Source organism: Variovorax sp. W1I1, assembly GCF_030815625.1.
Classification (GTDB): Bacteria; Pseudomonadota; Gammaproteobacteria; order Burkholderiales; family Burkholderiaceae_C; genus Variovorax; species Variovorax paradoxus_C.
In genome coordinates this window covers 2,327,221-2,339,842 of the sequence record NZ_JAUSWZ010000001.1, presented here as the reverse complement: position 1 = coordinate 2,339,842, position 12,622 = coordinate 2,327,221, and the positions used below count along the sequence as shown (strand labels likewise).

The following is a 12,622-nucleotide window of genomic DNA, read 5'->3' as shown; positions in this document are numbered from 1 at the left end:
CCATGTCCACCGTCTTCAATTTCACCTTCGTGCCCTGGTTCCGCTCGGTCGCGCCCTACATCCACACGCACCGCGGTAAGACTTTCGTGGTGGCCCTCGCTGGCGAGGCGATCGCGGCCGGCAAGCTGCAGAACATCGCGCAAGACCTGGCGCTGATCCAGAGCATGGGCGTGAAGATCGTGCTGGTGCACGGCTTCCGTCCGCAGGTCAACGAGCAGTTGGCGGCCAAGGGCCACGAGGCGCAGTACTCGCATGGCATCCGCATCACCGATGCGGTGGCGCTCGACTCGGCCCAGGAAGCCGCCGGCCAGTTGCGCTACGAGATCGAAGCGGCCTTCAGCCAGGGCCTGCCGAACACCCCGATGGCCGGCTCGACGGTGCGGGTGATCTCGGGCAACTTCATCACCGCGCGCCCCGTGGGCGTGGTCGATGGCGTGGACTTCAAGCATTCGGGCCTCGTGCGCAAGGTCGATGCGTCCGGCATCCGCCGCACGCTCGATTTCGGCGCGATGGTGCTCATGTCGCCCTTCGGCTTCTCACCCACCGGCGAGGCCTTCAACCTGACGATGGAAGAAGTCGCCACCAGCGTGGCCATCTCGATCCAGGCCGACAAGCTGATCTTCCTGACCGAAATTCCGGGCATCCGCATCGACAGCGAACTGCCCGAGAGCGAAGACAACCCGATCGACACCGAACTGCCGCTGGACGCCGCCGAGAAGCTGCTCGCGTCCCTGCCCCCCGCGCAGAAACCCACCGACACCGCGTTCTACCTGCAGCACTGCGTGAAAGCCTGCAAGGCCGGCGTGGAGCGCAACCACATCCTGCCCTTCGCGCTCGACGGCTCGCTGCTGCTGGAGATCTACGTGCACGACGGCGTCGGCACCATGGTGATCGATGAAAAGCTCGAGAGCCTGCGCGAAGCCACCGTGGACGACATCGGCGGCATCCTGCAACTGATCGAGCCCTTCGAGCGCGACGGCACGCTGGTCAAGCGCGACCGCACCGAGATCGAGCGCGACGTGGGCCACTACACGGTGATCGAGCACGATGGCGTGATCTTCGGCTGCGCGGCGCTGTACCCGTACCCCGAGGCGAAGACGGCCGAAATGGCCGCGCTGACCGTCTCGCCGCTCTCGCAGTCGCAAGGCGACGGCGAACGCATCCTGAAGCGCATCGAGCACCGCGCGAAGTCGATGGGCCTGGAAAGCATCTTCGTGCTCACCACGCGCACGATGCACTGGTTCTTGAAGCGCGGCTTCCAGCAGGTCAACCCCGACTGGCTGCCCGAGGCCCGCAAGCGCAAGTACAACTGGGACCGCAAGAGCATGGTCCTGGTCAAGAAGATCTGAAGAACACCCAGACGGAGACACCCCGATGACGCTCGCCACCGCCCTGCTGTTCGCCATCGTGGCCTTCGCCGCCATCGCCACGCCCGGCCCCACCGTGCTGCTGGCGCTCAGCAACGGCTCGCGCCATGGCGTGCGGCGCGCGCTGCCGGGCATGTTCGGCGCGGTGCTGTCGGACTTCGTGCTGGTCGGTGCCGTCGCACTCGGGCTCGGCGCGCTGCTGGCAGCGTCGGAGTTCTGGTTCTCGATGCTGAAGTGGGTCGGCGCGGCCTACCTGGCCTGGCTCGGATTGCGCATGCTGCGGTCCAAGGGCGGCTTCCAGTTGCCGACCGCAGATGCTGCGGCCACGGTCACGGCGGGTGAAAGCCGTCGCATCTTCTTCAAGTCGTTTCTCGTGGCGGTGACCAACCCCAAGGGCTACATCTTCTGCTCGGCCCTGCTGCCGCAGTTCATCGACCCGACGGCTGCGCAAGCGCCGCAGTACCTGATCATCGCGTTGATCTTCGCGGGCCTGGACACGCTGGTGATGCTGGCCTATGCGTTCGTTGGCGCCCGCGCGATCCGGCTCCTGACGATTTCGGCCACGCGCTGGATCGACCGCGCCTGCGGCGGCATGCTGCTGGCGTTGGCGGGTTCGCTCGCCTTCTACCGGCGCAGCGCCGCCTGACCCCTCGACCGCTGTCCTCAGGCAGCGGCGCCCTCTCCACGATGTTCCCCCGGGGCCCTAACGGGCTCCGATGTTTTCGGCAGGCCATGCCACGGCCTGCCTTTTCGGTTTTCTTAACGGAGGAAAAGAAAGAATGAAGTACCAGACACTTTTGGGAGCCACCCTCGTCGCCATTTCGGCGCTCGTCGCAGCTTGCGGCGACAAGGCGGACAAGACCTCGCAGGGCCAGGCCCCGGTCGCCGCCAAGCAGTCCAGCGACGAGCAGCAGCTCGTCGAGAAATACAACATCTACGTCGACGTCTCCAACACCCTGAGCACCTCGTTCCAGGAAGCGCGCGAGAACTACCTCGAAAACCAGGTTCCGCTGCTGAAGGCCAAGGCGCCGCTGACCAGCCTGCGCATCCAGAACGACATCCTCGTCGACCGCTCGGCCAAGAGGCTGGACGCCGCCGTCGCCATCGCCGCGCCGCTGCCCGAGATCGACGAGTCGGCCAAGGCGTTCTCGGCTGCGCTCAAGGTGCTGTCGCCCCTGAGCCGCGAGCTGAACGACTACGCCAACTCCAAGGGCTACCTCTCCGACAACGGCGACAAGGCGCGCCAGCTGAGCACGGACTACCTGGCCGCGCTCACCACCGTTGCCGAGGCCGAAGCCGCGTTCGACAAGGGCCTGGGCGCCCGCGACCAGGCACTCACCAAGGAAGCTTTCGAGAAAGCGCCCAAGGACACCGCCGCCTACTACCGCGCCGGGCTCATCTATCACGGCAAGGTCAACCACGCCGATGCCAGCGCGCTGTTCGCGGCGCCCAACGATCCGAAAGCGCTCGCCGCCTTCGAAGCCTCGCTCGCGCTGGTGGCCGACTCGGCCGCGGGTTGGAGCAAGAAGATGGCCGAGCAGTCGACCCAGAGCGGCAAGAGCTGCAGTGGCGGCATGCTGCAGATCAACGAGTTCATCGGCCAGTCGCGCTCGATGGTCAAGGACATCAAGGACGGCGTGTTCGCCCGCAAGGAGACCGGCGCCATGGCCCGGATGCCGGCGCACATGCGCAGCTCCAGCATCGTGAGCTCGGCCAATCGCTACAACCAGAACTTCGCCAACATGATCGGGCAGTTCAACCACCCGCTCTGCTGACGCGGGTCCCCAGTCCCGGGTGAGGCTCCGTCGCCGATAATCCCGGGCATGAATCCCTTGCTTTCCAGGTTGCAGCCGTACCCCTTCGAGCGGCTGAAGCAACTGTTCGCGGGCGTCACGCCCGTCCCCGAATACGCCCCCATCAGCCTCGGCATCGGCGAACCCAAGCACGCGACGCCGGCTTTCATCAAGGAAGCGCTGAGCGCCAGCCTCGGCGCGCTGGCTGCCTACCCCGCCACCGCCGGCGACCTGAAACTGCGCACCGCCTTCACCGACTGGCTCCAGACCCGCTACAGCTTGGCGCTCGATCCGGCGACGCAGGTGCTCCCCGTCAACGGCTCGCGCGAGGCCCTGTTCTCGCTGGCGCAAACGGTGATCGATGCCACGGTGTCGCCGCAGCCGGTGGTGCTGTCGCCCAATCCGTTCTATCAAATCTACGAGGGCGCGGCCCTGCTCTCGGGCGCCGAGCCTTACTACGTGCCGAGCGTGCCGTCGCGCAATTTCGCGGTTGACTGGGACAGCGTGCCGGAAGACATCTGGGCCCGCACCCAGCTCGTGTTCGTCTGCTCGCCGGGCAACCCGACCGGCGCCGTCATGCCGCTGGACGAGTGGCAGAAGCTCTTCGCCCTGTCGGACCGCCACGGTTTCGTGATCGCGGCCGACGAGTGCTACAGCGAGATCTACTTCCGCGACGAGCCCCCTTTGAGCGGCCTCGAAGCGTCAGTGAAGCTGGGCCGGCCCGACTTCAAAAACCTGATCGCCCTCACCTCGCTCTCGAAGCGCAGCAACGTGCCGGGCCTTCGCAGCGGCTTCGTGGCGGGCGACGCGACCATCATCAAGAAGTTCTTGCTCTACCGCACCTACCACGGCAGCGCCATGAGCGGCACCGTGGCCGCCGCCAGCATCGCGGCCTGGGGCGACGAGGCGCACGTGATCGAGAACCGCGCCAAGTACCGCGCCAAGTTCGCCGCGGTCACGCCGCTGCTGGAACCCGTGCTCGACGTGCGCCTGCCCGACGCCAGTTTCTACCTCTGGGCGGGCGTGCCCGAAGTGTGGGCTGGCGACGACGAAGCCTTCGCCCGCGCGCTCTACGCTCAATACAATGTCACGGTTCTGCCGGGGAGCTATCTGGCGCGCAACACGGCCCACAGCGCCAACCCCGGCCGGGGCCGCATCCGCATGGCCCTGGTCGCCGAAACGGCCGAGTGCGTGGAAGCCGCCGAACGCATCGTCCGCTTCGTGCAGGACGGCCGGCCCTGACCCGCTGACGCACCGCTTCCCAAGGCTCCTGGCCCCGATTTTTCACCCGAGACTCTCTCCATGACCCAGCAACTGCAACAAATCATCGACGCCGCGTGGGAAGACCGCGCCAACATCTCGCCCTCCGCCGCCCCCGCCGAAGTGCGCGACGCCGTCGAGAGCGTGATCACCGAACTCAACAACGGCAAGCTGCGCGTGGCCACCCGCGAAAGCGTCGGCAAGTGGACCGTGCACCAGTGGATCAAGAAGGCCGTGCTGCTGTCGTTCCGCCTGAAGGACAACGAGCAGATGCAGGCCGGTTCGCTCGGCTTCTTCGACAAGGTGCCGACCAAGTTCTCGCACCTGTCGGCCGCCGAACTCAAGGAATCGGGCGTGCGCATCGTGCCGCCGGCCGTGGCCCGCCGCGGCAGCTACATCGCCAAGGGCGCGATCCTGATGCCCTCTTACGTGAACATCGGCGCCTACGTGGGCGAAGGCACCATGGTCGACACCTGGGCCACCGTGGGTTCGTGCGCGCAGATCGGCGCCAACGTGCACCTGTCGGGCGGCGTCGGCATCGGCGGCGTGCTCGAGCCGCTGCAGGCCGGCCCGACCATCATCGAAGACAACTGCTTCATCGGCGCCCGCTCCGAAGTGGTCGAAGGCGTGGTCATCGAAGAAAACTCGGTGCTCGGCATGGGCGTGTACATCGGCCAGAGCACCCCGATCTTCAACCGCGACACCGGCGAGACCTTCTTCGGCCGCGTGCCGTCGGGCAGCGTCGTCATCAGCGGCAACCTGCCCAAGAAGACCAAGTCGGGCCAGGACTACAGCACCTACGCCGCGATCATCGTCAAGACGGTCGATGCGCAAACGCGCTCCAAGACCAGCCTGAACGACCTGCTGCGCGACTGATCCCCTGCTTTTGTCCCGTTAGAAAACAACAGACCCGAGGAGAGAGACCGATGAACATGATGGAGCGAATTCTTCGTTTGATGGCCGAGCGCAAGGCCTCCGACATCTACCTCTCGGCTCACTCCCCGGTGATGATCCGCATCAACGGCATCTGCGTGCCGATCAATGCGCAGGTCCTGCCCGCGACGGCGCCGCTCGCGCTGCTGTCCGAGGTGGTGCCCGAAGCCCGCATCCAGGAGCTGGAGAACACGGGCGAACTGAACATGGCCGTCGCCCTCGAAGGCGCCGGCAACTACCGCATCAGCGCCATGCGCCAGCGCGGCACGTATGCGGTGGTGGTGCGGCACATCGCCTCGGTCATTCCGAGCTTTGCCGACCTGAACCTGCCCGACATCCTGAAGACGCTGATCATGGACAAGCGCGGGCTGATCCTGATGGTCGGCGCGACCGGCGCGGGCAAGACCACCACGCTCGCCTCGATGCTGGACTACCGCAACGAGAACGCCAGCGGCCACATCCTCACGGTGGAAGAGCCGATCGAGTTCACCTACACCAACAAGAAATCGCTGGTGAACCAGCGCGACGTGGGCAGCGACACCACCTCGCTGCACGTTGCGCTCAAGAACGCGCTGCGCCAGGCGCCCGACGTGATCCAGATCGGCGAAATCCGCGACCGCGAGACCATGACGGCCGCCATCGCCTACGCGCAGTCGGGGCACCTGTGCGTGGCCACGCTGCATGCCAACAACAGCTATCGCGCGCTGAACCGCATCCTGAGCTTCTTCCCGGTGGAAGTGCGCCCCACGCTGCTGGGCGACCTGGGCGGCGCGCTGCGCGCCATCGTGTCGCAGCGCCTCTTGCGCACGCCGGCCGGCGCGCGCGTGCCGGCGCTCGAAGTCATGCTGAACACCGCTCTCGTGGCCGACCTGATCGAAAAGGGCGACTTCTCCGCGGTGAAGGAAGCCATGCAGCAGTCGATGGCCGAAGGCTCGCAGACCTTCGAGGAAGACATCGCCCGCCTCATCATCGAGGAGCGCGTGACGCGCGAAGAGGGCCTGGCCCATTCCGACTCGCCCACCAACCTGCTGTGGCGCCTGCAGAACCGCGCTGCGCCCAAGCAGCAGGTCGACGACCGCCATCTGACCGACCAAGTCGACGAACCGACTTTCACCGACATCACGCTCGACGTGAAGTTCTGAACCAAGCCTTTCCGATGTCCCGCACGCTCCAGCTCGCCGAACAACTCATCTCGCGCCCCTCGGTCACCCCTGACGACGCGGGCTGCCAACAGATCCTCGGCGAACGGCTGGCGCAACTGGGTTTCACGCTCGAAACCATCGAGAGCGGGCCCGCCGACTTTCGCGTGACCAACCTCTGGGCGGTGCGCCGCCCGGCCGACACCACGGGCAGCAAGACGCTGGTGTTCGCCGGCCACACCGACGTGGTGCCCACCGGTCCCGTCGAGCAATGGACCAGCCACCCGTTCACGCCCACGCACCGCGACGGCAAGCTGTACGGCCGCGGCGCGTGTGACATGAAGACCTCGGTGGCGGCGTTCGTCGTGTCCATCGAGGAATTCCTGCAAGGCACGGCCGACCCGAAGCTCACGCTGGCCCTGTTGCTCACGAGCGATGAAGAAGGCCCGGGCGTCGACGGCACCGTCATCGTCTGCAACACGCTGGCCGCGCGCGGCGAGGTCATCGACTACTGCATCGTCGGCGAGCCCACGGCAGTCGAGCGCTGCGGCGACATGATCAAGAACGGCCGCCGCGGCACCATGAGCGGCAAGCTGACGGTCAAGGGCGTACAGGGCCACATCGCCTACCCGCACCTGGCGAAGAACCCGGTGCATTCGGTGGCGCCCGCGCTGGCCGAACTGGTGGCCATCAACACGGCCGGCGGCTGGGACGCGGGCAACGGCTATTTCCAGCCAACGAGCTGGCAGATCAGCAATTTCCATTCGGGCACGGGCGCGAGCAACGTGATTCCGGGGAACGCGGTGATCGACTTCAACTTCCGCTTCTCGACCGAATCGACGCCCGAATCGCTGCAGCAGCGCGTGCATGCGGTGCTCGATGCGCATGGCGTGGACTACACGCTCGCCTGGACGGTCGGCGGCCTGCCCTTCCTGACCACCCCCGGCGAACTCGTCACTTCGGTGCAGGCGGCCATTGCCGACGAGACCGGCATCGCGACCGAGCTCTCGACCAGCGGCGGCACGAGCGATGCGCGCTTCATCGCCAAGATCTGCAAGCAAGTGGTCGAGCTCGGCCCGGTCAACGCCAGCATCCACAAGATCGACGAACACATCGACGTGGCCGAGATCGAGACGCTGAAGAACATCTACAAGCGCACGCTGGAACGGCTCGAAGCCTCGCTCGTCGGATGAGCACCGTCATCGAACTCATCGAGGCCGGCGCGAAGCGGTTGGAAGCAGCCGGCGTCGCCTTCGGGCACGGCACCGCGAACGCCTTTGACGAAGCCGCGTGGCTTGTGCTGTGGCGCCTGAAGTTGCCGCTGGACGACATCGACGCGGTGGCCGACACGGCCGTCTCGCCAGCCGATGCCGGCAAGGTCGCGGCACTGCTGGACGAACGCATTGCCACGCGGAAGCCTGCTGCCTACCTCACGAAGGAAGCCTGGCTGCAAGGCGTGCCCTTCTACATCGACGAGCGTGCCATCGTGCCGCGCAGCTTCATCGCCGAGCTGATCGCCGACGGCAGCATCGACTACTGGCTCGGCCCGCATACCCAGCGCGTGCTCGACCTGTGCACCGGCAACGGCAGCCTGGCCGTGCTCGCGGCGCTGACCTACCCGGACGTGACGGTGGACGCCGCCGACCTGTCGGTCGAGGCGCTCGAAGTCGCAGCGATCAACATCACCCGGCACGAACTCGATGCGCGCGTGAAGCTGGTCGAGTCCGATGGCCTCGCGAACCTGCCTGGCCCGTACGACCTGGTGCTCTGCAATCCGCCCTACGTGAACAGCGCCAGCATGGCCGCCCTGCCCGCCGAGTACCTGGCGGAGCCCGAACTGGCCCTGGCCGGCGGCACGGACGGCATGGACTTCATCCGGAAGCTGTTCGCCGATGCGCCTTCCCGCATGAGCGAGCAGGCGGTGCTGGTACTGGAAATCGGCAACGAGCGCGACTACTTCGAAGCGGCATTCCCGCAGCTCGAAGTGGTGTGGCTCGAAACCTCGGCGGGCGAGGACCAGGTCCTGCTCGTGACCCGGGCGGCCCTCGCGTCGCTCTCCCCGCCATGACGGTGCTGGCCGGCGCAGGCGTGCGTTAGCTGCGCCCGCCCAAGCTCCTTTCCGCCGATTCGTCGCAGCGCTGGCTGCGGTCCCCCTTCATCGGGTGATATCCCCTTTTGCCCCTTCGCGCCAGGACGCCCCGGGCCGGACGGGATAATCGCCCCTACGGTTCCTATTTCATGATTACTCTCAAAAACGTCATTCTTCGCCGCAGCGCCAAGAAACTGCTCGACGGCGCCACCGTCACCATCAACCCCGGTGAAAAGGTCGGCCTCGTCGGACGCAACGGCGCAGGCAAGTCCACGCTGTTCGCGCTCTTCAACGGCTCGCTGCACGAAGACGGCGGCGATTTCTACGTGCCCAAGCAGTGGCGCATGGCCCAGGTGGCGCAGGACATGCCCGAGACCGAGGAGTCGGCCACCGACTTCGTGGTGGGCGGCGACACCCGCCTGGCCGAGCTGCGTGCCACGCTCGCGGCCATCGAGGCCGCCTACGCCGAGAACCCCGACGACGCCGACATCGGCATGGAACTGGCCCACGCCTACACCGACCTGGCCGATGCCGGCGAGCACGACGCCGTGCCGCGCGCACAGGCGCTGATCCTCGGCCTGGGCTTCAAGTCGCACGAGCTCGACGGCCCCGTCAACAGCTTCTCGGGCGGCTGGCGCATGCGCCTGCAACTGGCCCGCGCGCTGATGTGCCCGAGCGACCTGCTGCTGCTCGACGAGCCCACCAACCACTTGGACCTGGACGCGCTCGTCTGGCTCGAAACCTGGCTGCAGAAGTACCCCGGCACCATGATCGTCATCAGCCACGACCGCGAGTTCCTCGACGCCGTGACCGACGTCACCCTGCACATCGCCAACGCCCAGCTCACCCGCTATGGCGGCAACTACAGCAAGTTCGAGGACATGCGCGCGCTGCAGATGGAGCAGCAGCAGGTCGCGTTCTCCAAGCAGCAGGACAAGATCGCCCACCTGCAGAAGTTCATCGACCGCTTCAAGGCCAAGGCCAGCAAGGCCAAGCAGGCGCAGAGCCGGGTCAAGGCGCTGGAGCGCATGGAGCGGGTCGCGCCGCTGCTGGCCGAAGCCGACTTCACCTTCGAATTCAAGGAGCCGGGCAACATTCCCAACCCGATGCTGTCGATCGCGAATGCGAGCTTCGGCTACGAGATCGAAGACGAAGCGCCCAAGACCATCCTGCGCGGCGTGAGCCGCTCGGTGCTGGCGGGCCAGCGCATCGGCATCCTGGGCGCGAACGGCCAGGGCAAGTCGACGCTGGTGAAGACCATTGCGCGCGAAATGGGCGCGCTGGCCGGCGAAGTCACCGAGGGCAAGGGCCTGAACATCGGCTACTTCGCGCAGCAGGAACTCGATGTGCTGCGCCCGCAGGACAACCCGCTGGAGCACATGGTGCGCATGGCCCGCGAGCTGGGCAGCGCGGTGAAGGAAAGCACCGGCGAGCAGGCGCTGCGCGGGTTCCTCGGCAGCTTCAATTTCAGCGGCGACATGGTCAAGCAGCCCGTGGGCACCATGAGCGGCGGCGAAAAGGCCCGCCTCGTGCTCGCGATGATGGTCTGGCAGCGCCCCAACCTCCTGCTGCTGGACGAGCCCACCAACCACTTGGACCTCGCCACCCGCGAAGCCCTGGCCGTGGCGCTCAACGAGTTCGAAGGCACGCTGATGCTGGTGAGCCACGACCGTGCGCTGCTGCGTTCGGTGTGCGACGAGTTCTGGCTCGTGGGCCGCGGTGTCGTTGCCGACTTCGACGGTGACCTGGATGACTATCAGCGCTATCTGCTGGACGAAGCCAAGCGCCTGCGCGAGGAAGCCAAGGTCGCTGTGCGCGAGGCGGAGAGCGCGGTGGCTGCTGCGGCCGCCGCAGCCGTCGCGGCCAAGCCCAGCGCGCAGGAGCGCCAGCAGCGCAGCGACCAGGCCAAGCCGATCAAGCGCGAAATTGCCCAGGTCGATGAACGCCTGGCCGCGGCTGGCGTCGAACGGGCTGCGCTGGAAGCCCGCTTGGCCGAGCCGATTGCGCCGGCCGAACTCGCCGAGGCAGGCAAGCGGCTGAAGGCCCTCAACGAAGAAATCGCCAAGCTCGAGGAGCGCTGGCTGGCCCTTTCGGACCAGCTGGAGGCTCTGGCAGCCTGACCCTGAACCCGCCGGCACCCTGCCGGCACCGCCCATCAAGGAGACACGCCGCATGCCGTCCGCGATCGAACTGGCCCATGGTGACGAAAAAATCATCGCGGCCATCCACCGCAGCCGGAGACTGATCGGCCGCAAGGCCCTGATGGCGGCGGCGGCCAGCGCGATTCCGCTGCCCGGCATCGACTGGGCGGCCGATGCGGCCCTGCTCTCGCGGCTGGTGCCGCAGATCAGCGCCGAATTCGGGCTCTCGGTCACCCAGGTCGAAAAGCTCGCGCCGCACCAGCGCGAGCGCATCCAGAAGGCTGCTACTACCGTGGGCGCGCTGCTGGTCGGCCGGCTCGTGACGCGCGACCTGCTGATCAAGCTGGCCAAGCACGCCGGCGTGCGCCTCACGGCCAAGCAGGCCACCAAGTACGTGCCGATCGCGGGGCAGATCGTGTCGGCGGCGCTCGGCTATGCGGCCCTGCGCGCACTGGGCGAACAGCACATCAAGGACTGCGTGCGCGTCAGCGCCACTCTCGCTCTAGCGCCTCCCGCACAGCACGTGCCCGTTGGCGCCTAGCGTCGTCCAGCAGCACGCACGCGGCCCAGGCCGCCCCGGACAGGCCGAACGCCGCCATGCCGGTCACCGCCGGAATGCCTTTCAAGACCCCGTAGAACAGCGCCGCCGCGGACAGCAGCGCCACCAATGCGCACAGTGCGCCGTCGAGCCACAAGCCCGGCGATGGAGGACGGCGCACCGCTCATTCATTGACGCGGGGCCAGTGGAACGAAGCCGGGGCCGGCGCCACCGCAGCAGCGGCCTGCACCTTCACCTGGTGTTCGTAGGCGGTCAACAGCGCCACGTAGTGGCGCGACATCACGTCGCGCACCCTCCCGAGGCCGATCTTGCTGACCGTGGGTTGCGGGATCCCGGTGCGTTCCTGGATCTGCTTTTGCGTGAGGCCCATGGCCCGCAACGCATGCACCAACTCGCGTGGCTTCATTGAAAATACTCCCTGTTTTATATTTCGAATTCTAGAGGTAATATTCATTCAGGCTTAAATAGCCTGCTATGGAGACTATTGCCAAACGTGCAAAGGCGGCACGCGAATACGCCAAACTGACCCAGAAGCAGGCCGAAGTCGTCTCGGGCGTGAAACAGGCAAGCATCTCGAAGATCGAGCGCGGCGCAACGATCCGCACCGGGGGCCTGCTGGCCCTGGCCCGCGCTTACCGGGCCGATCCCAACTGGCTGGACACCGGCGATGGCCCGGCGCCGTGGGACCCCATCCAGATCCGCCAGGCGCAGCACCAGGCCAACGAGCCCGCCGCCATCTACCGGGTGGTGCGCGTACCGCCGGAACTGCCGTACTTCAAGCCCGGAACGCCCGACACGGTGCCGCTCATTTCCTGGTCGCAGGCCGCCAACTGGGAAATCGCGGGCACGCACACGACCGACCGCTGGATTCCCTGCATCGCCCACCACAGCCCCGAGAAGACCTATGCGCTGCGGGTGGAGGGCGACAGCATGGCCGCGGCCAGCGGCGAGCTGAAGAGCTATCCCGAAGGCTCGATCATCTTCGTGGACACCAACCTCAAGACCCCCGCCGACGGCGAGCGGGTCATTGCGCTGGTCACGGAAGGCGGCAAGCTCACGTTCAAGGAATTCAAGGAGCAGGACGGCCCGCGTTGGCTGCTGCCGCTCAATCCGAAGCACGAGCCGATCCGCACCGCGTTCGTCGTGCTCGGCACGGTCATCGGCAAGTGGGAAGACGAGGATTGATTGCGGACCGAGTTAGCGCGGAATGAGGAACGGGCGAGAGCGCGAACAGGTCAGGTGGCTTTCAGTTTCGGAACGCATAGTTGGGTCTCTCCCGTGGCCTGCATCCTCTCTGATCCTCCCTCCTCCAGCAGGTCACCTTCAAGCCCGCCTTCGTGC

12 protein-coding genes are annotated in these 12,622 nt (G+C 66.6%); 11 read left to right on the top strand and 1 reads right to left on the bottom strand.

What is annotated here, in order from left to right; all coding sequences use genetic code 11:
• The first annotated feature begins 2 nt into the window (after nucleotides 1-2).
• The 10 genes from argA (at nucleotide 3) to QFZ83_RS11055 (ending at nucleotide 11,263) form a co-directional block, all read left to right on the top strand.
• On the top strand, nucleotides 3-1,349 hold the full coding sequence (argA, locus tag QFZ83_RS11100; RefSeq protein WP_013541239.1) for an amino-acid N-acetyltransferase: 1,347 nt from the start codon (nucleotides 3-5) through the stop codon (nucleotides 1,347-1,349).
• Nucleotides 1,350-1,374: 25 nt separating this feature from the next.
• Complete coding sequence (locus QFZ83_RS11095) at nucleotides 1,375-2,013, top strand: LysE family translocator (protein WP_307506114.1); 639 nt, start codon at nucleotides 1,375-1,377, stop codon at nucleotides 2,011-2,013.
• 133 nt (nucleotides 2,014-2,146) lie between these two features.
• Nucleotides 2,147-3,142 carry a DUF3829 domain-containing protein gene (locus QFZ83_RS11090; protein WP_307506111.1) on the top strand — a complete coding sequence of 332 codons (996 nt, stop codon included), beginning with the start codon at nucleotides 2,147-2,149 and terminating at the stop codon, nucleotides 3,140-3,142.
• 48 nt (nucleotides 3,143-3,190) lie between these two features.
• On the top strand, nucleotides 3,191-4,402 hold the full coding sequence (dapC, locus tag QFZ83_RS11085; protein ID WP_307506108.1) for a succinyldiaminopimelate transaminase: 1,212 nt from the start codon (nucleotides 3,191-3,193) through the stop codon (nucleotides 4,400-4,402).
• Nucleotides 4,403-4,462: 60 nt separating this feature from the next.
• Nucleotides 4,463-5,296 (top strand): 2,3,4,5-tetrahydropyridine-2,6-dicarboxylate N-succinyltransferase, encoded by an 834-nt coding sequence (gene dapD / locus QFZ83_RS11080; RefSeq protein ID WP_013541235.1) that lies wholly within the window; start codon nucleotides 4,463-4,465, stop codon nucleotides 5,294-5,296.
• Between the two features lie 50 nt (nucleotides 5,297-5,346).
• On the top strand, nucleotides 5,347-6,495 hold the full coding sequence (locus QFZ83_RS11075) for a PilT/PilU family type 4a pilus ATPase (protein ID WP_013541234.1): 1,149 nt from the start codon (nucleotides 5,347-5,349) through the stop codon (nucleotides 6,493-6,495).
• Nucleotides 6,496-6,509: 14 nt separating this feature from the next.
• On the top strand, nucleotides 6,510-7,685 hold the full coding sequence (gene dapE, locus QFZ83_RS11070; protein ID WP_307506105.1) for a succinyl-diaminopimelate desuccinylase: 1,176 nt from the start codon (nucleotides 6,510-6,512) through the stop codon (nucleotides 7,683-7,685).
• Complete coding sequence (gene prmB / locus QFZ83_RS11065) at nucleotides 7,682-8,560, top strand: 50S ribosomal protein L3 N(5)-glutamine methyltransferase (protein ID WP_307506103.1); 879 nt, start codon at nucleotides 7,682-7,684, stop codon at nucleotides 8,558-8,560. Before dapE ends, prmB begins: the two co-directional genes overlap by 4 nt.
• Before the next feature lie 170 nt (nucleotides 8,561-8,730).
• Complete coding sequence (locus QFZ83_RS11060) at nucleotides 8,731-10,701, top strand: ABC-F family ATP-binding cassette domain-containing protein (RefSeq protein ID WP_307506100.1); 1,971 nt, start codon at nucleotides 8,731-8,733, stop codon at nucleotides 10,699-10,701.
• Between the two features lie 52 nt (nucleotides 10,702-10,753).
• Nucleotides 10,754-11,263, top strand: coding sequence for a hypothetical protein (locus QFZ83_RS11055; RefSeq protein WP_307506097.1), 510 nt, complete (start codon nucleotides 10,754-10,756; stop codon nucleotides 11,261-11,263).
• A 181-nt stretch (nucleotides 11,264-11,444) separates the two neighbouring features.
• Here QFZ83_RS11055 and QFZ83_RS11050 read toward each other — a convergent pair whose 3' ends face one another.
• The gene (locus QFZ83_RS11050; RefSeq protein ID WP_306879224.1) at nucleotides 11,445-11,687 is read right to left on the bottom strand and encodes an XRE family transcriptional regulator; all 243 of its coding nucleotides are present in this window, start codon (nucleotides 11,685-11,687) and stop codon (nucleotides 11,445-11,447) included.
• A 68-nt stretch (nucleotides 11,688-11,755) separates the two neighbouring features.
• Between QFZ83_RS11050 and QFZ83_RS11045 the strand changes: the two genes are divergently transcribed.
• Entirely contained in the window at nucleotides 11,756-12,466 is a 711-nt protein-coding gene (locus QFZ83_RS11045) for an XRE family transcriptional regulator (protein WP_307506094.1), read from the top strand.
• Nucleotides 12,467-12,622 lie beyond the last annotated feature (156 nt).